This is a genomic window from Selenomonas sp. oral taxon 478 (genome assembly GCF_001189555.1).
GTDB lineage: Bacteria > Bacillota > Negativicutes > Selenomonadales > Selenomonadaceae > Centipeda > Centipeda felix.
The window spans coordinates 2,227,898-2,250,479 of record NZ_CP012071.1 but is presented as its reverse complement, the minus strand read 5'-3'; the positions used below and the strand labels follow the sequence as shown (position 1 = coordinate 2,250,479).

Here is a 22,582-nt window from a genome sequence, read left to right as displayed (position 1 = left end):
GGACGCGTACGATGGCGGAGGAGTTTACGAAGGAAGTAGACGAAGCGCTTGCGGCATGGACGGTGCTCGATACACTGCCGAAGGAATTGGATGGGTTTACACTCTCCAAGATGCGGCAGGAGCATGAGGGGCAGTATGATTTCTTTCGCTATGACGCGCCTGCAGAGCACCGTGCGATCGTGGGCTTCTATGACGACGGCACAAAGACTTACAAGGTGCGTGTTGCGGTTGGGGTGGTGAGTTTTGCCCTGCCCTCCTTTGTCTGTGGGGATTTGGAGACGTTCGGGCGGGAGCTCACACGGAATCTGCCGTGTGTGACGGCGGAGCTGCATGCGGAGGCGTTGGCGACGCAGGAGCTTGCTCCCGTGTGTGATGCGATCCGTACGTGGGCGTATGGCGCGGCTCTTGCCGAGGAGATGGAGGGATTTTCGCTCTTCGTCCGACCTGCGGCTCCGGCACAGCTGACGAACGGTTCATTCCTCATCATCGACTATGTGGACTTTGCCAAGGGGAATGACGTCGGCATCTATTATAACTGCTATCGCAATGAGTTCTTCGGTGAGTATCACGTGGCAGGGATGCCCTATGTGAGCTATGACTTCGATGCGTCCGATCTGGAGGAACTGGAGCAGCGGCTGGAGCTGCATCTCGTGCGTTACTTGCATCTTGTAGCGGAGCAATGGGCGGGTGAGCAGGAGGAAAATCGCGGATGATGGAAACGGGAGGACATTGTGCAGAGAGATGAACTGAGCAGCCTGCGGGCGGATGTACTGGCATGCGCGCGCAGTGCGTTTGAGCGCATGGATGCAGTCGCGGAAGAGAACACGAAGAAGGTGCTTGATGCGATGCGGGAATGCCGTGTCTCCGATGCGCATTTTAACGTGAGTGCGGGCTATGCGTACAGCGATCTCGGGCGCGAGAAACTGGATGAGCTCTATGCACGCGTCTTTGGTGCGGAGCGTGCTCTCGTGCGGACGCAGTTCGTCTCGGGGACGCACGCTCTCGCGACGGTGTTGTTCGGGATTCTCCGTCCCGGCGACCGCCTCGTCTCCGTCACGGGCACACCCTACGATACGATGCAGACGGTGATCGGGTGGGCACATGAAAGCTGTGGATCGCTGAAGGAGTTCGGCGTCTCCTACGATGAACTGCCCATGCGTGATGGGCGCGTGGATCTGGCCGGTATCGCACGCATCGTGACGCCCGAGACGAAGGTGGCACTCGTCCAGCGTTCGCGCGGCTACAGTGAGCGTCAGCCGCTCAGCATCGCAGATATCCGTGCCGTCAGCGCGCGCATCAAGGCGGCGAATCCCAACTGCATTGTCTTTGTGGATAACTGCTATGGCGAGTTTGTGGAGACGGAGGAGCCGACGGCAATCGCGGATGTGGACATCATGGCGGGGTCTCTCATCAAGAATCCTGGCGGCGGACTTGCCCCGACGGGCGGCTATATCGCAGGGCGCGGTGACCTCGTCGAGATGGCGTCCTACCGCCTCACTGCACCGGGGATGGGCGATGAACTCGGTGCGAGTCTCATCTCGAATCGCCTCCTCTTTCAGGGGCTATTTCTTGCCCCACATGTTGTGGCACAGGCACTCAAGGGAGCGGTCTTTGCCGCTGGTATCTTTGAGGGGCTTGGCTGCCGTACGTTTCCACGCTTTGACGAGGTGCGCGGCGACATCATCCAGGCGATTGAGCTCGGGGATGCTGCGCGGATGAAGGCGTTTGCACGTGCCATTCAGGCGATGTCCCCGGTCGATGCATTTGCCGCACCGGAGCCGTGGGATATGCCGGGCTATACCGATCAGATCATCATGGCGGCAGGGACATTCGTGCAGGGGGCGTCGATCGAACTGAGTGCCGATGGCCCCATGCGCGCGCCATATTGCATCTATCTGCAGGGCGGGCTGACGTTCGAGCACGCAGCGCTCGGCGTGATGGCGGCAGCAGAAGCTATCCTGACGCAGTAGATTTCACTGGGAGGAATGAATGTGTGCGGACATTGCTCAGAGGTCGAGGAAGTGCCTCATTTCTCCTCTCCGCGCCAGTATGAGCGAACGATTGAGCAGATGAAGCGATTGGTCGCCGACGAGGGCTTTATCCTCGTGGAGGGAACCTGTCCTCTCGGAGAAGAGAAAAAAGATGGATGTTGGGTGGACGACATCATCGATCATGTGATTCAGTGTCCGACGTGCGGACAAGTATTCACCTGCGTTGTCAATACGTACCGCGGCGGGGGATCGTTCCATCGAGGACGGTAGTATAGTTCTCAATGCGCTGCAGCTCATTCGCGAGGATGGGCTGTTTTTGTATGTTCAGTTTTCCGGATATTTTTGCAGTTTTAAGGATATTATTCTATCGCAAATATTTGTATAATACATACAATTAAATAAATAATAGTGTGATCGTGCGTATTTCCGATTGGAGGAGTGAAAATGAGCGTAGCGATAGAGATCGAGAATGCCGTCAAGAAATACGGTGATCTCACCATTATCCCGGGGATCACGGAGCATATCCGAAATGGAGAGTTTTTTACCCTGCTTGGTCCCTCAGGCTGCGGCAAGACGACGCTCCTGCGCATGATCGCAGGATTCAACAGCATCGAGGGTGGCGACATCTGCTTCAACGAGAAGCGCATCAATGACATTCCCGCGCATCAGCGCAACATCGGCATGGTGTTCCAGAGCTATGCGATCTTCCCGCATCTCACCGTGCGGGAGAATGTAGAATATGGGCTGAAGCTGCGTAAGGTGCCAAAGGCGGAGATGAAGGAGCGCGTCGATAAAATCCTCGACGTGGTACAGATCACGGACTATCAGGATCGCCTTCCTGAACGTCTCTCGGGCGGTCAGCAGCAGCGCGTTGCACTTGCCCGTGCCATCGTCATCCATCCGAGCGTACTGCTCATGGATGAACCGCTTTCCAATCTCGATGCAAAGCTGCGCGTGGAGATGCGTTCCGCGATCCGCGCGGTACAGAAACAGGTTGGCATCACGACGGTCTATGTCACCCATGATCAGGAGGAGGCACTCTCGATCTCCGACCGCATTGCTGTCATGAACAAGGGCGAGATCCAGCAGACGGCGCGTCCGCAGACCATCTACGAGCGCCCGTGGAACATCTTTGTCTCGACCTTCATCGGGCACTCCAATCTCTTCCGCGCCACGGTGAAGCGGGCGGGAGAGAAGACGAGCGTCGTCTTCCGCAATGGCTGGGAGATGCCCATGGAGGGGATCGAGGATGCGGCAGAGGACGGAATGGAGGTCGTCGTCTCCGTGCGCCCCGAGGAACTGTCCATTCAGTCCGAAGGTCTCTCGTGTGAGGTGCGCACAAAGGTGTTCCTCGGCAAGTACATCAACTACAGCCTCGGCTTCGCCGATGAGATGATCCTGCCGCATCAGGCATCCATCGAGTTCTCACAGGATCTCGGCCATGCTGAGCAGCAGCTGGAGGTTGGGGATACGGTCTGTCTGCGCCCCAATGCAAAGCGTGTCAATGTCTTCACGGCAGACGGCTCACGCAATATTTTGAAGGATGTGGTGCACTATGAGTAAGCATGGCGTGCGCCTCGACTTCTGGACGGGCATCACGGCTCTGTCGATTGCCGTGTTCGGACTCTTCCTCATCTATCCGCTCTTTTCCCTCTTCATCTCGGCGTTTCAGGATGCCGTAACGGGGGAGTTCACGCTTGAGCACTTCACACATTTCTTCGAGCGAAAATATTACTATCAGTCGATGATCAACAGTTTCAGCGTGACGGCCTGTGTGACGGTGCTTGCCATCGTAATCGGAACGGCACTCGCGTACTGTATGACACTCTTCCGTGTGCGTGGCAAGACGGCACTCGAGATCTGCATCATCATCTCGCTGCTCTCGCCGCCCTTCATCGGCGCGTACTCATGGATTCTCATCGGCGGGCGCAGCGGCATTCTGACGCAGTGGCTGCAGACGACGTTCCACTATGAGTTCCCGTCGATCTACGGCTTTTCAGGCATTCTGCTCGTGCTGACGTTGAAGCTCTATCCATTCATCTACCTCTATGCCGCCGGTGCGATGAAGAGTATCGATGCGGCCTTGGTGGAGGCGGCAGAGAGTCTTGGCTGCAGCGGTATCCGCAAAGTGGCGACGGTCATTGTACCGCTCATCACACCGACCATTCTCGCAGGGGCACTCATGGTGTTCATGAATGCGATGGCGGACTTCGGTACGCCGATGCTGATCGGTGAGGGGTTCAACGTCATGCCCGTCATGATCTACTCGGAGTTCATCAACGAGGTCGGTGATCAGGCGAATTTCGCGGCAGCGATGGCGGCGATCATGGTCGTCATCACCTCGACGATCTTCCTGCTGCAAAAGTATGTGGTGAGCCGCAAGTCGTTTACGATGAGCTCCCTGCGCCCGATTGCGGTGAAAGAGCTGCACGGTGCACGGAATGTACTGATGCACGCCGCCATCTATCTGCTCGTCGCACTGTCGCTCATCCCGCAGCTCGTTGTGGTCTACACCTCATTCCTGGAGACAAATGGTGCGGTCTTTACGGGCGGCTACTCACTTGAGAGCTATACGACGATCTTCAGTAGTCTGGGGACGGCGATCTCGAACACCTATCTTTACAGTACGGCGGCCATCCTCATCATCGTCTTCCTCGGTATGACGGTCGCTTATCTGACAACGCGGCGCAAGAGCCTGCTCACGGACATCATCGATACGCTGACGATGTTCCCGTACATCATCCCGGGCTCTGTTCTCGGTATCACGCTGCTCCTCGCGTTCAATGAAGAACCGCTGCTCCTCTCGGGGACGGCACTCATCATCATCATCTCTCTCGTGATCCGTCGCCTCCCGTATACCCTGCGCTCAAGTTCGGCGATTCTCTATCAGATCAGTCCGAGCATCGAGGAGGCGTCTATCAGTCTTGGTGCGTCCCCGCTGAAAACCTTCTTTAAGGTGACGGCGGTGATGATGCTCCCGGGTGTCATGAGCGGCGCGATCCTCTCGTGGATTACGGCGATCAATGAGCTCAGCTCCTCGGTCATCCTCTTCACGGGCGCGACCAAGACCATGTCGGTCGCCATCTACACGGAGGTTATTCGCGCCAGCTACGGTACGGCAGCGGCACTCTCGACGATCCTGACGCTCACGACGATCGCCGCGATGCTGATCTTCTTCCGCGTGTCGGGCAGCCGCGACGTTACCCTCTAATGCGTTTTTTTCGGGCACGTTCCCGATGATGTTATAGGTTTGGCAGTTTTGTCAAAGGAGGTCATCTCATGCGATTCAAAAAGGTGATTGCCGCCGTTGCGGCATCCCTCGTCCTCGGCACCGCGCTCAGCGGCTGCGGCGGCGGGAGCGGTGGTGAGAAGCAGGCGGCAAAGGCGGACGACAACAGTCTCGTCATCTACTGCCCGCATCCGCTTGCCTTCATCAACCCTCTTGTCGAGGAGTTTGAGAAAGAGAGCGGTGTAAAGGTGGAGGTCATCGCCGCCGGTACGGGCGAGCTCTTAAAGCGCGTCGAGTCCGAGAAGGCAAATCCTCTCGGGGATATTTTCTGGGGCGGCTCACTCAATACGATGAAGCCGAAGGCGGCGCTCTTTGAGAACTATACCTCGGTGAACGAGGATCACATTCAGCCCGCGTTCAAGAACACCGAGGGGCCGATGACGCGCTTTACGGATATTCCGAGCGTTATCATGATCAATACGAACCTCATCGGCGATGTGAAGGTTGATGGCTATGAGGATCTGCTGAACCCTGCGCTCAAGGGCAAGATCGCGTTTGCCGATCCGTCGAAGTCCTCGTCCTCCTATGAGCATCTCATCAATATGCTCTATGCGATGGGGAACGGCGACCCGGACAAGGGCTGGGACTATGTGGAGAAGCTCTGCCGCAATCTGGACGGCAAGCTCCTCTCCGGTTCGTCTGCCGTCTACAAGGGCGTTGCTGACGGTGAGTACGCTGTCGGTCTGACCTTTGAAGAGGGCGGCGCGAAATACGTCGCCGACGGCGCTCCCGTCAAGCTCGTCTACATGAAGGAAGGCGTTATCTCAAAGCCGGACGGCATCTATATCATCAAGAATGCAAAGCACATGGAGAATGCGAAGAAGTTCATCGACTTCATTACGAGCAAAGAGGCACAGAGCATTATCGCCTCGCAGCTCCATCGCCGCTCCGTGCGTGACGATGTGGATCCGCCTGTCGGCCTCCTGCCGAAGGATCAGATCAAGATCATCGATGATAATGAGCAGGTTGTCGAGAAGAATAAGAAGTCGTGGCTGGACAAGTTCAAGGACATCTTTACGAGCGTCCAGTAAACGCTGTGTGAGGATAAAGATACCGAGGCGCAACACCTCGGTATTTTTGTTTTTGCCCAAATTTGGTATAATAGAGTCGGATGTTAAGGAATCGCTGATAAAATGAAGTCCGTCGGATTGGTGCAGATTTTTTTGTCCTGTCAAGGAGACAAACCGGACGCATAGCAGAGGCTATGTGGAGGATTCTAGGGCATAGACAGGGCGAAAAAGATGTACTAAGACGGCGGTGCTGAATTTATCAGTGCTTCCTTAATTAGTTCGTATGCCGTATGAGGAGGGAGTGCGTGCGGAAATTTCAAGATGAGGTGCGTAGTGCACTCCTTCTGTATGCCATTGTACCCGTCGTGCTCATCACGGTGATCTGTCTGTTGCTGGCAGCGTTATACTGGCAACGGAATGTTGCCGCCCACACGGAGGAGGAGGTACGGGCGACAGGGGCAATCTTTACGGAGCTGACGCAGGACTATGAGGAGCGTGCCGCAGCGATCGCAGCGGGTGGACTCGATGGATTCCATGCGGACGGAAATGGGCGAAGTGCCGCGATGGAGCGCATCTACGCACAGCTCAACCGCTATGGTTCACAGCCGCATTTCTTCCTCCTAGACGTGGAGCGGCACGTTCTCTTTTCCACAGAGCAAGAGGTTCCGCCATATCTTCTGCCTCCGTCAATGCACTGGGGCGTACTCTCGCGCATGGAGCGACAGGAGGGGAGCGTAGCGGAGTTTGTCCCAAACGGCGCGCAGGATTGGGACTATGTTGTCGGGCAGGCAGTTCGCTATGCTCCTAGCACGGGGGACGCTACATCGACAATCGAAGGCTATGCCGTCTTTGTCCTGCCCGCGCGGGAACTGGGACAGCATTTGCAGACGGGGGAGAAGTTACACATCGTCATTACCGACCGCGCGGAACGTGCACCATTTGTCACAATGCCCACACTGCGGGACAGTGCGTTTCAAAAAATCGTGCCCGCATTGGACGGTAGGACGGGGCTGGTCAGCGTGGATGGGCAGCACTATTATGCGGCATCTGAGGTGTTGGACGGGGGATTTACCATCTATGCGCTTTTTCCGCTCGGCAGTCGAATCGCTCAATTTGCAACGGGGGCGGCAATTCTTCTCGGCGTCTTTTTGCTCATGCTGCCGCTGATTGTCGTCAGTGTGCGGCGTGAGACGTGCGATAAGACACAGGCGGTCAGCGAAATCGTGGATGCGTTTCGCGCGGTGCGCCACGGCGATCTGCAGAGGAGACTTGTGATCCGCTCAGATAATGAGTTTGAGGAGATTGCCGCCGCCTATAACCGCATGGCGGAGAGTCTCGTCCGCCTGATGCGTGAGAACGAGGAGGAGGCGCGCGCGGGGGTTATCTCGGAACTCCGCCAGCTTGAGTCACAGTTCAATCCGCACTTTCTCTTTAACACGCTCGAGAATATCAAGTTCATGACGAAGCTCGCCCCTGACGATGCCGTGCGTATGATTTCTGCTCTTTCGACACTCCTGCGCTACAGCATTGACAATCGTGTGCGGCAGGTGACGCTCGCCGAGGATCTCTGTCATCTGGAACGCTATATTGAGATTCAGCGGCTGCGTTTTGGGGCGCGGTTTTCCTATCGCGAGGAGATGGAGGAAGGGGCAGAGACTTGCCACGTTCCAAAGCTGCTTCTTCAGCCCGTTGTGGAAAATGCCATCCACTATGGTGCAGATGCAGAGGGGAATATAGAGATCGTGTCGCGGATGACCATGGAGGCAGAGCAGCTGCATATCGTCATTGAGGACAGAGGGCTGGGGATGGATGCAGAAACGCTGCATCGTCTGCGGACGATGATGGCGGAGGGGGAGAACCGCTCCGTGCATACGGGGCTTTATAATATCGACCGTCGGATTCGCCTGCTCTATGGCGTGGAATACGGTGTGAAGATTTCGTGCCCACCATCGGGCGGTACGCGCGTGGAGATGGTGCTGCCGATTCGACGCAGCGGAGGTGAGGAAAATGCAGCGTGTGCTGATTGTCGAGGATGAGGAGATCATTCGCAAGGGACTGGTATGTACCATTGACTGGGCGGCGATGGACTGCGTTGTCGTCGGTGATGCCGCCGACGGTGCGGCTGGGCTGGAGCTGCTGCGCACAACGCATCCCGACATCCTCCTGACGGACATCCGTATGCCGCGCATGGATGGGATCACGATGGCAGAGCACGCACGCGATGAGGGGATTCTGCCGCAGCTCATCTTTCTCACGAGCTATGCGGAGTTCGATTATGCCAAAAAGGCGATTGAACTCCATGCCGCAGATTATTTGCTGAAACCGGTCAACGAGGAAGAACTAGCAGCGCTTCTGCATCGCCTTGCAGAGCACGGCAAAGAAAAAATAGAGCCTGCTCCACTGTCGGAGGGGCTCGATTGGGCACGATATTTTTCGGATGAGGGGCTGAACCCCTACGTCCGCCATGCGATGGAGCGGATTCGCAGCGATTATCATGAAAAACTCAGCATTGAACAGCTGGCGGAGGAAGCTGGTGTGAGTGCGAGCTATCTCAGCCGCAAGTTCAAAGAGACGACGGGTCAGACATTCCTCGAGGCGCTGACGCGGGAGCGTCTGCATAAGGCAGTAAGTCAGCTGGCATCAGGAAAATATCGCGTCTACGAGGTCGCCGAGGCGAATGGATTTGGCGACTATAAGAATTTTTGCAGTGTGTTCAAAAAGTATATGCACACGTCGCCGCGTGCCTTCATGCAGGAGCGGCAAAAAAAATAGAACTGTGTTATGGAACGCAGCTCTATTTTCGCGAATCAGTGATTCTCTAGGGAATCGCTGATAAAATGAAGTCCGTCGGATTGGTACAGATTTTTTGTCCTGTCAAGGAGACAAACCGGACGCATAGCAGAGGCTATGTGGAGGATTTGTCGACACAGACAGGGCGAAAAAGATGTGCTAAGACGGCGGTGCTGAATTTATCAGTGCTTCCCTAAGCCTCGGGGAATGCGACGACGAGAAGCATCTTAAACGGCACATCTTTTGTCGCATAGACGGAATGCGGGTGGTTGGCGGGCATGACGATGCTCTCACCGGCGTGGAGTTCGTATTTCTCACCGTCGATGGTGATGATGCCCGCACCGTCGAGCGCTGTGACGAACGCGTCTCCCTTGGATTCGTGCGTGCTGATGCCCTCGCCCTTGGCGAAGGCAAAGAGTGTGATGCCGAGACCTTTATTTTGGACGAGCGTCTTGCTGACGACCTGTCCGTCTGCATAGGCAACCTGGTCCTTGAGTGACAGCACCTGTGCGTGCTCGATATTGTTTAAGATTGACATGGTAATCCCTCCTTTATGCTGATAGTATAACATCTGGTTTGTCAAAAAGTCAAAGATGTGCAGAAAAAATAATATTTATTCTCAAATAAAGATTTATAATAGTTATGTTTATTTGGCTGTTTTCTGTTGTCAAACACTGTGTCATGCCCTATAATAACAAATAGATTATGTTATCGTATCAATGACTTCGAAGGGAGATGTTGTTATGGCACTCAGTCGTGAAGAGGTGATTGCTCAAGTAAAGAAATTGGCAGAAGCACCGTCGGTCTATGCGGGACTGAAGGAGAAGGCAGAGTATTTTCTCCGCGCAGCGGGCACAGCAGAGGAGCACGCTTCCTTCCACACGCTGGTCGAGGAACTGAAGGGCGATGTGCTGACGATTGATCAGCTCATTGGGTTCACGGATTCACCGGACGGCGTCAAGGCCTTTGGTGAAAAGAAGGCGCAGGAACTGGCAGCTGCTGCGAAGAAGGCAAAGGAGCAGGGCGAGGATACCTGTATCTGTCCTGCCTGTCAGGCAGGCAAGGCGATTCTCGCCAATCAGGCGGTCATTGGATAATCAGACGAACGGGCGGGAAGGAGCTGCTGCACGGATGTGTTCGTGTGACGGCTTCTTTTTTGCGGAAAAGGGGAAGGCATGACGGTTGCCGATGTCTATGTCAACATTCCCGTCAAGAGTATTGCCTCAGCGTTTACTTATATCGTGCCGGATGCGCTGCCGCAGATTGATGTAGGATGGCGTGTCTTCGTCCCGTTTGGCAAGGTGCGTGTTGAGGGATTCGTCGTCGCCGTACGCCCCTACGATGCGGCACGTGATGGCGCACATCGTCTGCGCGCGATTCTCGAGCCTGTGGATGAGGAGGCGTGGTTTACGCCGCAGCTGCTTGCTGCGGCACAGGAGCTGGCGGCATTTTATCTCTGCTCTGCGGCAGAGATGATGCGGCTCTTTATGCCGGGCAAGAGTGGGCTGCGTATTTTTTCCGCCTATGTGCCGGCAGAGGATGTGGATGAAACGCATCCCATCCTTATGGATGCGGCAGCACGCGCCGTTTACGACTGCCTCTGCGAGTATGGCGAGCAGCGCGAGGCACAGCTGCGGACGGCTCTGCCGGCGTGCGATGTGGATGGGGCATTGGAAAAGCTCCTGCGCTATGGCCTCATACGCAAGGAATACCGTGCCGATCGGCGTGACAAGGCAAAGTATGAGAAGTACTATACGGCGGGCGAGATTACGGAGGAACTGCTCCGTGCATTCACGCGGAGACCGGCGCAGCGGCGCGCATTGGAGCTCTTTCGCATGAAGCGCGAGCACACGCTCGCAGAACTGAAGCAGGCAGGGATTACGACCGCGACCATCCGACATCTGACCGATGCGCATATCCTCATGGAGCACCTGCGCCGTCAGGTGCGTGACAGCTATGCGGCAGGGGCGCGTGAGACGTGCGGGGAGACGCTGACGGAGGCGCAGCAGCATGCCGTCGCCGCACTGCAGGCAGGCGCTGCCGCGGAGACGTTTCACGGCTATCTCCTTCATGGGGTGACAGGGAGCGGCAAGACGCGTGTCTACATGGAGACAGCTCGAGCCGTTCGGCGCGCAGGGCGGCAGGTCATCGTACTCGTGCCGGAGATCGCGCTCACGGGTCAGCTCATCACGGCGTTTCAAGAGAGCTTTGCCGGAGATATTGTCGTCCTGCACAGCCGCCTTTCACTTGCCGAGCGCAACGATGCCATCTTCCGCGTGCGGCGCGGCGAAGCGGGGGTCATCATCGGCGCACGGTCCGCGCTCTTTACGCCGGCGGGGAACGTCGGCTGCATCATCCTCGATGAGGAACAGGATATGTCCTATAAGCAGGATGAGTCCCCACGCTATCACGCACGCGTTGTCGCAGAGATCCTGGCACGTCGGCATGGGGCGATCCTCATCATGGGGAGCGCAACGCCCTCGCTTGAGACGTATGCACGGGCGCTCTCCGGGGAACTGACGCTCCTCCGCATGCCGGAGCGCATCGGTGCGCAGCCACTGCCGCACGTGCGTGCTGTCGATATGCGTGAAGAGCTGCGTCATGGGCGGCGCACGATCCTCTCCAACGATCTGCGTGATCTCCTGACGGAGACGCTGGCGCGCGGTGAGCAGGCGATCATCATGCTGAATCGGCGCGGCTATTCGACGTTTGTCCTTTGCCGCGCTTGTGGCTTCGTGCTCTCCTGCCATGCGTGCGGGCAGCCGATGGTCTACCATGCCAACGGTACTCTCGTCTGCCATCACTGTGATCTGCGTGCCGATGTACCTACGGTCTGCCCCAAATGCGGCAGCCGCTGCATCAAATATTTCGGGGCGGGCACGGAAAAGCTCGAGGCAGAGTTGGCACAGCTGCTCCCACAGGCTCGTGTGATCCGCATGGACCGTGATACGACGGGACGCAAACACGCCCATGAGGAGATCCTTGCGCATTTTCGTCGACGCGACTACGACATCCTCCTCGGCACACAGATGGTGGCAAAGGGGCACGACCTGCCCGGCGTTCAGACGGTCGGCATCATCAGTGCGGATGCGAGCCTCAATCTTCCGGATTTTCGTGCGGCAGAACGATGTTTCATGCTCATCACGCAGACGGCGGGACGCGCAGGGCGCCATGGTGCGCGCGGCGAGGTCATCGTCCAGACGTACAATCCGGAGCACTATGCGGTGCAATCTGCTCTGCGGCAGGATTACGAGGCGTTTTACGCACAGGAGATCGTGCTGCGGCGGGAGCTGTTCTATCCGCCGCTGAGCCGTCTCGTCAAGCTCCTCTTTCACCAGATGGATCGGCAGCGCGCATGGGATGCAGCAGCTGCGTTCGCGGATGTGTTTCAGAACGAGTTTCATGGGCGACAGGGATATATGCTGGTTGGGCCGTCCCCGGCACTCATCGCACAGGAACGTGGGGAGTATCGTTTTGTCGTACTCATCAAGGTAGCCGACTTGGTCGATGTGCAGGACTTCCTGCGGGAACAGGGGATGCATCTGCGCGATGATGTTGCCATAGATATCGATCCAATTACTATTTTTTAATTGGAAACTATTGAATATAATTCAAAATCCTGCTAATCTGAGAGAAGAAGGAGTTTGTGACGTTATGTGGTGCAAATCCTCTGCACAATGGAAGAAGGTCTGCCGATGGTGGCGGTAAATGGGTATGCGAAGATCAACCTGCTGCTCGACATTCTCGGGCAGCGTGAGGACGGCTACCATGAAATCGCGACGGTGATGCAGTCCCTCGCACTCGCCGATACGCTGACGCTCACCAAGCAGGAGTCGGGGATCACGCTGACGGTTGACCTGCCGGGACTCGAGGCGGATGAGCGAAATCTCGCCTATCGCGCAGCGGCGCTTCTCATGCGGGAGTGTGGCGTGCGCGGCGGCGTTCACATCCGCATCGACAAGCGAATTCCCATTGCAGCGGGCCTTGCCGGCGGGAGTGCAGACGCGGCGGCTGCGCTGCGCGGCGTGAACGAGCTCTATGCGCTCGGACAATCCGATGCAGAACTTTGCCGTCTTGGAGCGCAGATCGGCTCGGACGTACCGTTCTCCCTGATGGGAGGGACGGCACTTGCCACGGGACGTGGCGAGGTGCTTGAGCATCTGCCCGCTGCATTCGATCTGCCGGTCGTCCTCGCAAAGCCGCCTGTGGCGGTCTCAACCCCGTGGGCGTACCGATCCTATGATGCAAATCCGCCGACGCAGCATCCAGATCGTGCGGCATTCCTGCGTGCGCTCCATGCAGGGGATATAGCGGCGTGCCTGCGTATGGCAGCAAACGTGCTCGAGCCCATAACGGAGGCGGCACATCCCGTCGTCGGCGACTATCGCGCGCGCCTGCGTGCGGCAGGGGCGGTCTGTGCGATGATGTCGGGCAGCGGCCCCACGGTATTCGGCATATTTACTGATGCAGATGATGCAGCGCGTGCGGCAGAAATGATGCGGCAGGAGACAGATGCTGACGTACATCTGACGCATACGATGGGGCGGTCAGCAGTAGGCAGAGGGATATAGCTATGCAAGGAAAATTATCGCCGGTTGTGGTCAACAGTTATCAGCCCCTGCGCGAGATCGTCTGTGAGGTGCTGCGCGAGGCGATTCGCGGTGGCGTCTTGAAGCCGGGGGAGTGGCTGAAGGAGAACGATCTTGCCGATGAGCTGCTCGTCAGCCGTACCCCCGTGCGCGAGGCGATTCGCAAGCTGGAGCAGGAGGGCTACGTCGTCACCGTTCCGCGGCGCGGTGCCTACGTGGCGAGCGTCTCCATCCGTGACATCAACGAGATCTTCGAGATCCGTGCCGCACTTGAGGTACTGGCCTGTGAGCTGGCGGCAGAGCGCATCACGGAGGAGGAGCAGGAGCGGCTGGAACGCCTCCTGGTCGCCATCGGACGCGCGATCGAGGAGCATGATATGGAGCGTATCGTGCAGACGGACATCGAGTTTCATGAGCTGCTCTATCAGGCAGCGCGCAACGAGCGCCTGCTCGCGATTATCGGCAATCTGCGCGAGCAGCTGACGCGGTTTCGCACGATTTCCATGTCGTATCCCGGGCGTCTCAAGGCGACACTGGAGGAGCACCGCTCTCTTGTCGATGCCATCGGTTCGGGCGATGCCCGCCGTGCGCGCAAAATGGCGGCGAAGCACATGGAGAACTCGGAGCAGACGCTGCTCTGTGCGATTGAGGAACAGGAAAAGAAGACGGGGACGCCCTTGCTCAAGCGGCGCTCCAAACGGAATGGCAGCGATGCCGAATAGGCAGCGATGGAAAAAGGGAGGCGTGTCATGTTGGATTTTATAACGGTGATACTGGCAGCAGGCAAGGGAACGCGCATGAAATCGAAGCTGCCGAAGGTGCTGCACCGCGCAGCAGGAAAACCGATGCTGCAGCATGTCATAGATGCAGCAGATGCGGCGGGCGCACGCCGCAATATTGTCGTCACGGGATTTGGCGGCGAAACAGTGCGCAGGGCGATCGGGGACAGCGTGGAGTACGTTGAGCAGAAAGAACAGCTCGGGACAGGGCATGCCGTTCTGCAGACAAAGCCGCTCCTCGGCGAGGAGCACGGGACGATCATGGTGCTTTGTGGCGATACCCCACTCCTTACGGCAGAGCTCTTGGCACGATTCCACGAGGAACATGTCCAGGCGGGGGCAAAGGCGAGTGTGCTCACAGCCATCATGCCGAACGCCAAGGGCTACGGGCGTGTCGTGCGCCGTGACAATGGCGAGGTTCTGAAGATTGTCGAGCACAAGGATGCGACGGAGGAGGAGCGTCAGATTCACGAGGTCAATGCCGGGATCTACTGCTTTGACGCACAGGCGCTTTTTTCGGCGCTGGCCAAGGTGACGAATGACAACGCACAGGGTGAGTACTATCTGCCCGATGTGCTCAGCATTCTGCGCGATGCGGGGGAGAAGATCTGGGCGGTTACGGCAGACGACTACGAGAGCACACTTGGCATCAACTCGCGCAGTCAGCTCGCCATCGCTGAGCGCATCCTGCGGAGGCGCAAGACAGAGGAATTGATGGCGGACGGGGTGACGATTATCGACCCGCATACAACCTTCGTGGATGCCGATGTCCGCGTTGGTATGGACACGGTGATCTATCCCTTTACCTTCCTTGAGGGCGACACGGTGATCGGCGAAGACTGCTGCATCGGCCCCCATGTGCGCTTTCAGAACACCGTGGTCGGCAGCGGCGTCAAGGCACACTACGCCTATGTGCACGATGCACAGATCGACGACGATGTGGATCTCGGACAGTTCAATCACATCCGCCCCGATAGTCATATTTCTGCAGACGTTAAGCTTGGCAATTTCGTCGAGGTCAAAAACTCCGACATCGGTGTGGGGACGAAGCTGCCGCATCTCTCCTACATCGGCGACTGTGATATGGGCGCGCACGTCAACATGGGCTGCGGCACGATCACGGTGAACTACGATGGGAAGAAAAAGTACCGCACGGTGGTCGGAGATCATGCTTTCGTCGGGTGTAACTCCAACCTCGTTGCTCCTGTGACGGTCGGAACGAATGCCTACGTCGCTGCGGGATCGACCATCACACACGACGTCCCGCCCGATACACTTTCCATCGCCCGTGCGCGCCAGAAGGAGATTGAGGGCTGGCACGACAAGCGTAGCTAATAACAGAAAAATGAAAAAGCCCCTGTTAGGCTTCCCAAATGCTGGTGTGCGTGCTATACTAAGTATGAATTGTGTATTCACTGATAACCGCACGCTCGGTATTTGGGAGGAACAGAGAGATGAGTTTTCCGGCCGATAATGTATGCATCCTGACGGGAAATGCCAATCCACAGCTGGCGCAAGCGATCGCAGACCGCATTGGCATCCCGCTCTGTGAGGCATTCGTCGGACAGTTCAACAACGGTGAGATCCAGGTGATGATTGAGGAGAGTATCCGCGGGAAGGATATTTTCATCATTCAGCCGACCAGCTATCCTGTGAACGACAACCTCATGGAATTGCTGATCTTGACGGATGCGTGCAAGCGGGCGTCGGCACACAGCATTACGGCGGTCGTCCCCTACTATGCCTATGCGCGACAGGATCGCAAGACGCGCGGCCGCGAGCCAATCTCGGCAAAGCTGATTGCCGATCTGATGACGACGGCAGGGGTGACGCGCGTTGTCACCGTCGATCTGCACGCAGGACAGATTCAGGGATTCTTTGATATTCCTGTGGATCACCTCGCCGCAGCACCGGTACTAGCAAATTACTTCCGTGAGCAGAACATCGAGGATCTCGTTGTCGTCTCGCCGGATCTGGGCGGTGTGACGCGTGCGCGTATCATGGCGGACTTCCTCCGTGCGCCGATTGCCATCATCGAGAAGCGGCGTCCGTGCCCTGGCTGTGCCGAGGTCATGAACCTCATCGGTGATGTTGAGGGCAAGACGGCACTCCTGATCGACGATATTGTCGACACAGCCGGGTCGCTCTGTGAGGGGGCAAAGGCGCTTGCCGCGCGCGGTGCGAAGCGCGTACTAGCGGCATGTTCCCATGCGATCCTGACCGATCCAGCCATGGAGCGGATCAACGCGTCCGTGATCGATCAGCTGGTCATTACGGACTCGATTCCGCTCGCACCGGAGAAGCAGTCGGAAAAACTCGTCGTACTCTCACTCGCACAGTCGCTCGCCGATGTGATTGTGCGCATTCAAAGTCATCGTTCAGTAAGTCTGCTCTTCAACCATCATTGAGCCGACGATACCGATGGAGGGAGGAAGGGGCGTCCCCTGAGACGTCCCTTTTTCGCATCTGTAGAAATTGCTGATAAAATAATGCGTCAGGATGGCAATGTTGGACTTATTCGTGCTTCCTATATAGGAGAGAGGTATGCATGTTGTGATTGTCGGCACCGGTCCCGCCGGTGTCTCGGCTGCGCTCTATGCGCGGCGCGGCGGTGCCGATGTGACGGTAGTCGCCAAGGACGACGGGGCACTCTCCGCCGTTGATCGGATCGAGAACTACTATGGTTTCGAGGAGCCTATCTCCGGGGCGGAGCTTCTGCGTCGCGGCAGTGAGGGTGCCCGTCGTCTGGGCGTTGTATTTGAACGCGATGAGGTGTTGGGCTTTGCCCTGCCCCCGGAAGGCAACGGCTATATCGTCGTCGGACGGCAGCGCAGCTATGAAGCAGACGCCTTGATTCTGGCCGCCGGAGCACAGCGTGCGGGACTACCCGTCGCGGGCATCCGCGCGTTCGAGGGACACGGTGTCAGCAGTTGTGCGGTCTGCGATGCGTTCTTTTATCGCGGACGACATGTCGCCGTCATCGGGGCAGGGGCATACGCGCAGCATGAGGCGCAGATCCTTCTCCCGCATGCTGCACGCGTGACACTCCTGACGAATGGCGCCGCACCAGAGGTTTCCTTTCCTCCTGCCGTCTCCGTCGATACGCGCCGTCTGCTTCATGTCGAGGGGGAGCGCCGCGTGGAGCGCGTTGTTTTTGCCGATGAGACGCCGCTAGACGTGGACGGAATCTTTCTTGCCGTCGGTGTGGCGGGGAGTACAGCGCTAGCAAAAAAACTGGGCGTTCGGCTTGACGGCAGCAGGATCGCCGTCGATGCACACATGGCGACCAATGTCCCTCACGTCTATGCAGCAGGGGACTGCACGGGCGGTCTGCTGCAGATCGCCAAGGCTGTGTACGAGGGGGCACAGGCGGGACTGTCCGCTGTAAAAACGGCATAGCCGTGGAAAGGAAATGAAACGAAAAGGGGGGATGATTATGTCGGAACATGTGTCAAAGGCACGTCCTTTTCAGGATTATATCGATACATTTGATCTGTGGAAGCCGCTGACGACAGAGCAGCGTGCTCTCCTAGCTGCTCATACGCACTATCGCCGCTGCACCAAAGGGGAGATCATTCATCGCGGTGCGCTTGGGCATCTCGGAACACTGCACATCGTATCCGGCACACTGCGCGTCTACGTCGTCACGGATGAGGGGCGCGAGTTGACCCTCTGCTTCATGCGCGTCGGCGAAGTCGCCCTCCTTTCGAGCGCAGCATTTCTCGGCAGTGTTTCCTGCGAGGTCACGATTACGGCGGCGGAAGATACGGAGCTGTTCAGCTCGGAGATGGGCGTCTGCCATAAGATTCTCGAGGAGAACATCCACGCGCGGCTGCTGGCGTATGAGGGTGCCGTTCACCGTCTCTCAGAGATGCTGTGGCGGTTTCAGCAGATGCTCTTTACTCCCGCCGACCAGCGTTTGGCAAAATTCCTGCTGGCAGAGACCGAACGCACGGCGGGCAGTGAGATTCGCCTGACCCATGAACAGACGGCACAGGCGCTCGGTACGGCACGTGAGGTCGTCAGCCGTCTGATTGGTGAGTTTGCGCAGGAGGGCATGGTACGTGCCTCGCGTGGCTGTATTCACATTCTTGACCGTGCGGCACTCCGTCGCCGTGCTGATGAAGGCGTGGGGGATCGTAAGCGATGCTGATCTATGCTCTTGTCGTCCTTGTCCTGCTGCTGCTCATATTGCTGTTTCGCTATCTGCCGCATCGGATCTTTATTGTCTTTGTCGCGCTTGCTGCAGTACTCTGTGCCATCGTTGTCCACATGCAGCTGCCGGAGCGTGCTCCTGCTCCGCTGACGCAGGAGCAGCGCGCCGCGATTGCGCGGGATCAGGACTACTTCATGCCGTGGTGGGCGGCGTATCAGAAGCAGGTCGCAGAGCTCGACCGCGGCTGGACGCGCTATCATCAGATCCTCTCCGATGCCAAGGCGGGGAATGTACGCCTGTCGGTGACGCGCGAGCGGCTTTCGTCACTCGAACAGGACATGCAGGAACAGCGCAGCCGCATCGAGAAAAATGCACCTCCGCTGGAACTGTCGGATGATGTCTACGACCATCTCGCGTCCATTCTCAGCAAGACCGATGACTATGCGGCGGCGCAGCAGAAGGCAGTGACGCTGACGCGTGCAGCCGCCGAGTCTGCAGCGATGAAGGAGAAGGATGCTGCGGCGCAGGCACGCCTTTTGGAGCTCGTCATGCTGCGTGAATCGCCTGTAGCACTCTTCATCGAGGACGATATCATTGCGGTTCGCGACTATTTTGCACCCATCTCGGCAGCACATCGTGCCGATGAGGAGGATGGCGCACGCGCGGAGCAAGAAAAAAATATCGACAAATAGATACTTTTGCGTTATAATGCACCATGTGCTTTGCGCTCGTAGTCCAGTGGATAGGACGTTAGCCTCCGGAGCTGAAAGCGTGGGTTCGACTCCCGCCGAGCGCACCATGATGATCCATCACCCCGCGAAATATCGCGGGGTTTTTTCATGCAGAGAAGAAAAGGATTTTTCTGAAATACGAAGAATATTTATATAAAGGAATTTTGTTTTTCGTTAGGAGATGAATGAATGACGCGAAAAGAGGTGCAGGCGACGGCGCGTCCGGTGCTCATGCGCAGCTTACATCTGAAAAAGAACGCATTTCGGCAATTCTTTTACGAGAGTACGCTTCGTTTTGGAAAGCAAATCGGCAGCGATATTGCTGCGCTCAAAGATGAGACAGCCTCCATTGTCAATAAGAAGTATATGTTCTCCCTTGGGATGGAGACGAGCGGCGCACAGAGCTTTCTGAAATGGATTTCGGATGAGTTCAACGCCGAGGATGTCTCGCACGAGCAGGAGGAGCGTCTGCGCCGTCTGGTGGCGGAGTATCCGAAGATCCGTGCCTACATCCGCATCGAGGAGGATCAGCTCATCTTTGACCATGAGCGTTTTGCCGAGGATGTGGTGGCAGGGCGGTTCAAGGAGACGATCTTCGGCACGACCTTTGACATCCAGAGCGTTATTGAGACGGCGATCAATACGGGCTCGGTTGCCCTCGATTTTTCCATCGAGCCGTTCAAGAAATCTCTCCTGTATACGGACCATGTCCGCGCCAATATCCAGCCCTATGCGGAGCGCATCCTGACGGATATGAGCCTGGGGCATTGGGATCTCTACGAGGAACTGACGGATGAAGGGCGTGAGGACAGCGTCTGTCTGCGTCTGCCACCGACGGATTTCCTCGTGGCACGTCCGCCCCAGATGGACGTGATCATGAACGGAACCTGCGCGATCGACTTCGGTACGCGCAGTACGGTCGTCGTCTGCCGTGACCGCGAGGCACGTCTCCTGCGCATCGGCAAGGGCGACTACTCCAATGAGCCGACGATTCAGGACTATGAGAATCCGACGGCGATTGAGCTGATCGATATTGAAAAGTTCAAGCAGCTCTACCGTGCACGCGAGGGACGCCCCTATACGGAGTGGGCGCAGGTGACCGCGTCGCATCAGGCGGCGGATGCGATCTTTAAGCGTCAGTCGACGGAGGGGATCGCTGTCTACTACTCCGTGTTCAGCGAGCTGAAACGCTGGACAAGGGACACGGCGAACTCCCCGATCCTGAAGGATCGGCACGGCTACATTCAGGAGGTAAAGCCGTATGCGGAGACGCAGCCGCTCGATGCGGGCGGCTTCGACCCCATCGAGATCTACGCCTACTATCTCGGACTCTATATCAACAATATGCATCGCAGCATCTATCTCGACTATATCCTCTCCTTCCCCGTGGGCTATGAGAAGAGCGTACGCGAGCACATCCGCCAGAGCTTTGAGCGCGGACTCAGAAAGACGCTGCCGAAGGCTCTTCTCGACGATGCGGATATGATGCGCCGTTTCCGCGTGTACGATGGGGCAAATGAGCCCGCTGCGTACGCGATCAGTGCCCTTGAAGCATACGGGCTTGAGCCGAAGCGTGCGGGCGAGGAGGTCGCCTACGGCGTGTTTGACTTCGGCGGCGGCACGACGGACTTTGACTTCGGCGTGGAGTCCGTACCGGAGAATGGGCGGCGCAAGTTCATCATCGAGCAGTTTGGTTTCGGCAGCGATATGTATCTCGGCGGAGAGAACATCCTCGAGCTGCTTGCCTACGAGGTATTTAAGGACAATCTGCCCGAGATGCGCCAGCATAAGATCACATTTGCGCTCCCGCCCGAGAGTGAGACATTTGCGGGGGCGGAGGCACTCGTGCGCGAGACGCGCGATGCGGCGTCGCATCTCAACAACAAGATCCTCGCCGAGCGGCTGCGTCCCTTCTGGGAACATGGCGCAGGCTATGAGGAGTTCGCGGCTGGGGATGCGTTCGATACGGAGATGACACTGTTCTCCTCGGAAAAAACGGGGAATGCAGGAAACCGTGCGGATGTCCGCCTGCACATCGACGTGAAAAAGCTCGAGCGCACACTTGAGAACCGCATACGGCGCGGCGTAGATAACTTCTTCCAGGCGATGGCGGCAGCCTTCAAGGGACGTGATGTACGGCAGGTACACATCTTCCTCGCGGGCAACTCCTGTAAGGCACCCATCGTACGGAAGCTGTTCGATGAGTACATTGATCGTCAGATCGGCGCCATATCGCCCGCAGCGAAAACGGCAGGCGAGAAAACGGACGGAAAGAAGCAAGAGCATACAAAGTCTACGATGCAGCGCAAGGACGCACCCTTCATCCTCTACCTCCCGCTCGGTATGGAGCATGAGGAGAAGGAGATGGGCAAAAAGCTCCTCGATGGTTTTGACCGCCTGCGCACGGGAAAGACGGGCGTGGCCTTTGGTCTGCTCCGCTGCCGGAAGGGCGGGAAGGATGTCAAGATCATCAACAAGAATGTCGATGCGCATGACGAGCTGCTGTTCCCGTATTTTCTCGGCAGCCTGAACGAGCATGGCTGCTTCCATGTGGACATCGACGCACGCGTCGACTACGGTGTATGGACCTACTTTACGTATGCGGATGAGGATGAGTTCGAGCTGTACTACACGCAGGAACCGCGTGCGCTCAAGGGGCACATGAAGGCGGCTGAGGTGCGCATGGTGCGGTGCATGATCGACGACAGCGATGTGAGCGACGACGACGATGTCGGTGTCTATATCCGCAAGAAGTCTCCGAATACGATTGAGTATACGGTTGCTGCGGAAAAGGCGCTCATGGCAAAGAACTACAAGGGAACCATCTATACCGTTCGTCTGGGCTGAACCCACGGTGGGGAGGAATGATGCGATGAATCATCTGCCATTTAAGAACTACATGGAGGATGCCGTCGATCACATGCTGAAGCGTCTTGCGCCGCAGTACCCCGACATCTGTATGTGCGATCGGTGCAGGACGGATATGATGATGATTGCCCTCAACAATCTGCCCCCGCGCTATGTGTCGACGCATAAGGGCGACGTCCTGAACCGCGCTGAGGGCATGGAGCTCCAATACGAGGTGGAGGTGCTCACAGAGACGGTGCGCGCAATGCAGATCGTCGATGGACAGCCGCATCATGGCCGTGATGAGGAGGGGCTCTGAGCGTGCCGACAGCTGCAAGAAAACACTCGTGGGGCGTGGCTCTGCGGGTGTTTTCTTGCGGTTGCGCGGCAGCTCTTTTTT

21 protein-coding genes, 1 tRNA gene and 1 pseudogene are annotated in these 22,582 nt (G+C 57.3%); 22 read left to right on the top strand and 1 reads right to left on the bottom strand.

Going from position 1 to position 22,582, the window contains the following annotated elements; translation table 11 throughout:
• Positions 1-11 precede the first annotated feature (11 nt).
• From ADJ74_RS10400 to ADJ74_RS11635, 10 genes and pseudogenes are all read left to right on the top strand, one after another.
• Positions 12-713, top strand: a complete 702-nt coding sequence (locus tag ADJ74_RS10400) for a hypothetical protein (protein WP_050344077.1) — start codon at positions 12-14, stop codon at positions 711-713.
• An 18-nt stretch (positions 714-731) separates the two neighbouring features.
• Positions 732-1,970, top strand: coding sequence for a methionine gamma-lyase family protein (locus ADJ74_RS10395; RefSeq protein WP_050344075.1), 1,239 nt, complete (start codon positions 732-734; stop codon positions 1,968-1,970).
• A 21-nt stretch (positions 1,971-1,991) separates the two neighbouring features.
• A complete protein-coding gene (locus ADJ74_RS11125; RefSeq protein WP_009442305.1) occupies positions 1,992-2,261 on the top strand; it encodes a hypothetical protein in 270 nt (89 codons plus the stop codon).
• Between the two features lie 174 nt (positions 2,262-2,435).
• Entirely contained in the window at positions 2,436-3,554 is a 1,119-nt protein-coding gene (locus ADJ74_RS10390) for an ABC transporter ATP-binding protein (protein WP_009442304.1), read from the top strand.
• Entirely contained in the window at positions 3,547-5,202 is a 1,656-nt protein-coding gene (locus tag ADJ74_RS10385) for an iron ABC transporter permease (protein WP_050344073.1), read from the top strand. Before ADJ74_RS10390 ends, ADJ74_RS10385 begins: the two co-directional genes overlap by 8 nt.
• Before the next feature lie 68 nt (positions 5,203-5,270).
• The gene (locus ADJ74_RS10380; protein ID WP_050344070.1) at positions 5,271-6,311 is read left to right on the top strand and encodes an ABC transporter substrate-binding protein; all 1,041 of its coding nucleotides are present in this window, start codon (positions 5,271-5,273) and stop codon (positions 6,309-6,311) included.
• A gap of 124 nt (positions 6,312-6,435) precedes the next feature.
• Positions 6,436-6,504 (top strand): annotated as a pseudogene (locus ADJ74_RS11640) (secretion protein HlyD); the annotation flags it as partial.
• Between the two features lie 91 nt (positions 6,505-6,595).
• Entirely contained in the window at positions 6,596-8,326 is a 1,731-nt protein-coding gene (locus ADJ74_RS10375) for a sensor histidine kinase (protein ID WP_050344068.1), read from the top strand.
• Positions 8,298-9,062, top strand: coding sequence for a response regulator (locus ADJ74_RS10370; RefSeq protein WP_009442300.1), 765 nt, complete (start codon positions 8,298-8,300; stop codon positions 9,060-9,062). Before ADJ74_RS10375 ends, ADJ74_RS10370 begins: the two co-directional genes overlap by 29 nt.
• Positions 9,063-9,127: 65 nt before the next feature.
• Positions 9,128-9,277, top strand: coding sequence for a secretion protein HlyD (locus ADJ74_RS11635; protein ID WP_071844314.1), 150 nt, complete (start codon positions 9,128-9,130; stop codon positions 9,275-9,277).
• Here the strand turns inward: ADJ74_RS11635 and ADJ74_RS10365 are convergent.
• Positions 9,274-9,618, bottom strand: coding sequence for a cupin domain-containing protein (locus ADJ74_RS10365; protein ID WP_039980832.1), 345 nt, complete (start codon positions 9,616-9,618; stop codon positions 9,274-9,276). The two genes, ADJ74_RS11635 and ADJ74_RS10365, sit on opposite strands and share 4 nt — an antisense overlap.
• Positions 9,619-9,823: 205 nt before the next feature.
• Here ADJ74_RS10365 and ADJ74_RS10360 point away from each other — a divergent pair, with 205 nt between their 5' ends.
• The 12 genes from ADJ74_RS10360 to ADJ74_RS10305 all read left to right on the top strand — a co-directional run bounded on the left by ADJ74_RS10360 (position 9,824) and on the right by ADJ74_RS10305 (position 22,501).
• Entirely contained in the window at positions 9,824-10,177 is a 354-nt protein-coding gene (locus ADJ74_RS10360; RefSeq protein ID WP_050344066.1) for a hypothetical protein, read from the top strand.
• A gap of 78 nt (positions 10,178-10,255) precedes the next feature.
• Positions 10,256-12,670, top strand: a complete 2,415-nt coding sequence (gene priA, locus ADJ74_RS10355) for a primosomal protein N' (RefSeq protein WP_050344064.1) — start codon at positions 10,256-10,258, stop codon at positions 12,668-12,670.
• 105 nt (positions 12,671-12,775) lie between these two features.
• Positions 12,776-13,651, top strand: a complete 876-nt coding sequence (ispE, locus tag ADJ74_RS10350; protein WP_050344062.1) for a 4-(cytidine 5'-diphospho)-2-C-methyl-D-erythritol kinase — start codon at positions 12,776-12,778, stop codon at positions 13,649-13,651.
• Between the two features lie 2 nt (positions 13,652-13,653).
• Positions 13,654-14,391, top strand: coding sequence for a GntR family transcriptional regulator (locus ADJ74_RS10345; protein WP_009442294.1), 738 nt, complete (start codon positions 13,654-13,656; stop codon positions 14,389-14,391).
• A gap of 27 nt (positions 14,392-14,418) precedes the next feature.
• Positions 14,419-15,783, top strand: coding sequence for a bifunctional UDP-N-acetylglucosamine diphosphorylase/glucosamine-1-phosphate N-acetyltransferase GlmU (gene glmU, locus ADJ74_RS10340; RefSeq protein ID WP_050344060.1), 1,365 nt, complete (start codon positions 14,419-14,421; stop codon positions 15,781-15,783).
• A gap of 119 nt (positions 15,784-15,902) precedes the next feature.
• Positions 15,903-16,856 (top strand): ribose-phosphate pyrophosphokinase, encoded by a 954-nt coding sequence (locus ADJ74_RS10335; protein WP_009442292.1) that lies wholly within the window; start codon positions 15,903-15,905, stop codon positions 16,854-16,856.
• A 136-nt stretch (positions 16,857-16,992) separates the two neighbouring features.
• Positions 16,993-17,847, top strand: a complete 855-nt coding sequence (locus ADJ74_RS10330) for an NAD(P)/FAD-dependent oxidoreductase (RefSeq protein ID WP_050344058.1) — start codon at positions 16,993-16,995, stop codon at positions 17,845-17,847.
• A gap of 37 nt (positions 17,848-17,884) precedes the next feature.
• Positions 17,885-18,601 (top strand): Crp/Fnr family transcriptional regulator, encoded by a 717-nt coding sequence (locus tag ADJ74_RS10325; protein WP_039980826.1) that lies wholly within the window; start codon positions 17,885-17,887, stop codon positions 18,599-18,601.
• Positions 18,595-19,296: a hypothetical protein gene (locus ADJ74_RS10320; protein ID WP_009442289.1), complete on the top strand. Its 702-nt coding sequence runs from the start codon at positions 18,595-18,597 to the stop codon at positions 19,294-19,296. Before ADJ74_RS10325 ends, ADJ74_RS10320 begins: the two co-directional genes overlap by 7 nt.
• 32 nt (positions 19,297-19,328) lie before the next feature.
• Positions 19,329-19,403, top strand: a tRNA-Arg gene (locus tag ADJ74_RS10315).
• Between the two features lie 121 nt (positions 19,404-19,524).
• Positions 19,525-22,182 carry a hypothetical protein gene (locus ADJ74_RS10310; protein ID WP_050344053.1) on the top strand — a complete coding sequence of 886 codons (2,658 nt, stop codon included), beginning with the start codon at positions 19,525-19,527 and terminating at the stop codon, positions 22,180-22,182.
• Between the two features lie 25 nt (positions 22,183-22,207).
• On the top strand, positions 22,208-22,501 hold the full coding sequence (locus ADJ74_RS10305) for a late competence development ComFB family protein (RefSeq protein WP_009442287.1): 294 nt from the start codon (positions 22,208-22,210) through the stop codon (positions 22,499-22,501).
• The last annotated feature ends 81 nt before the right edge of the window (positions 22,502-22,582 follow it).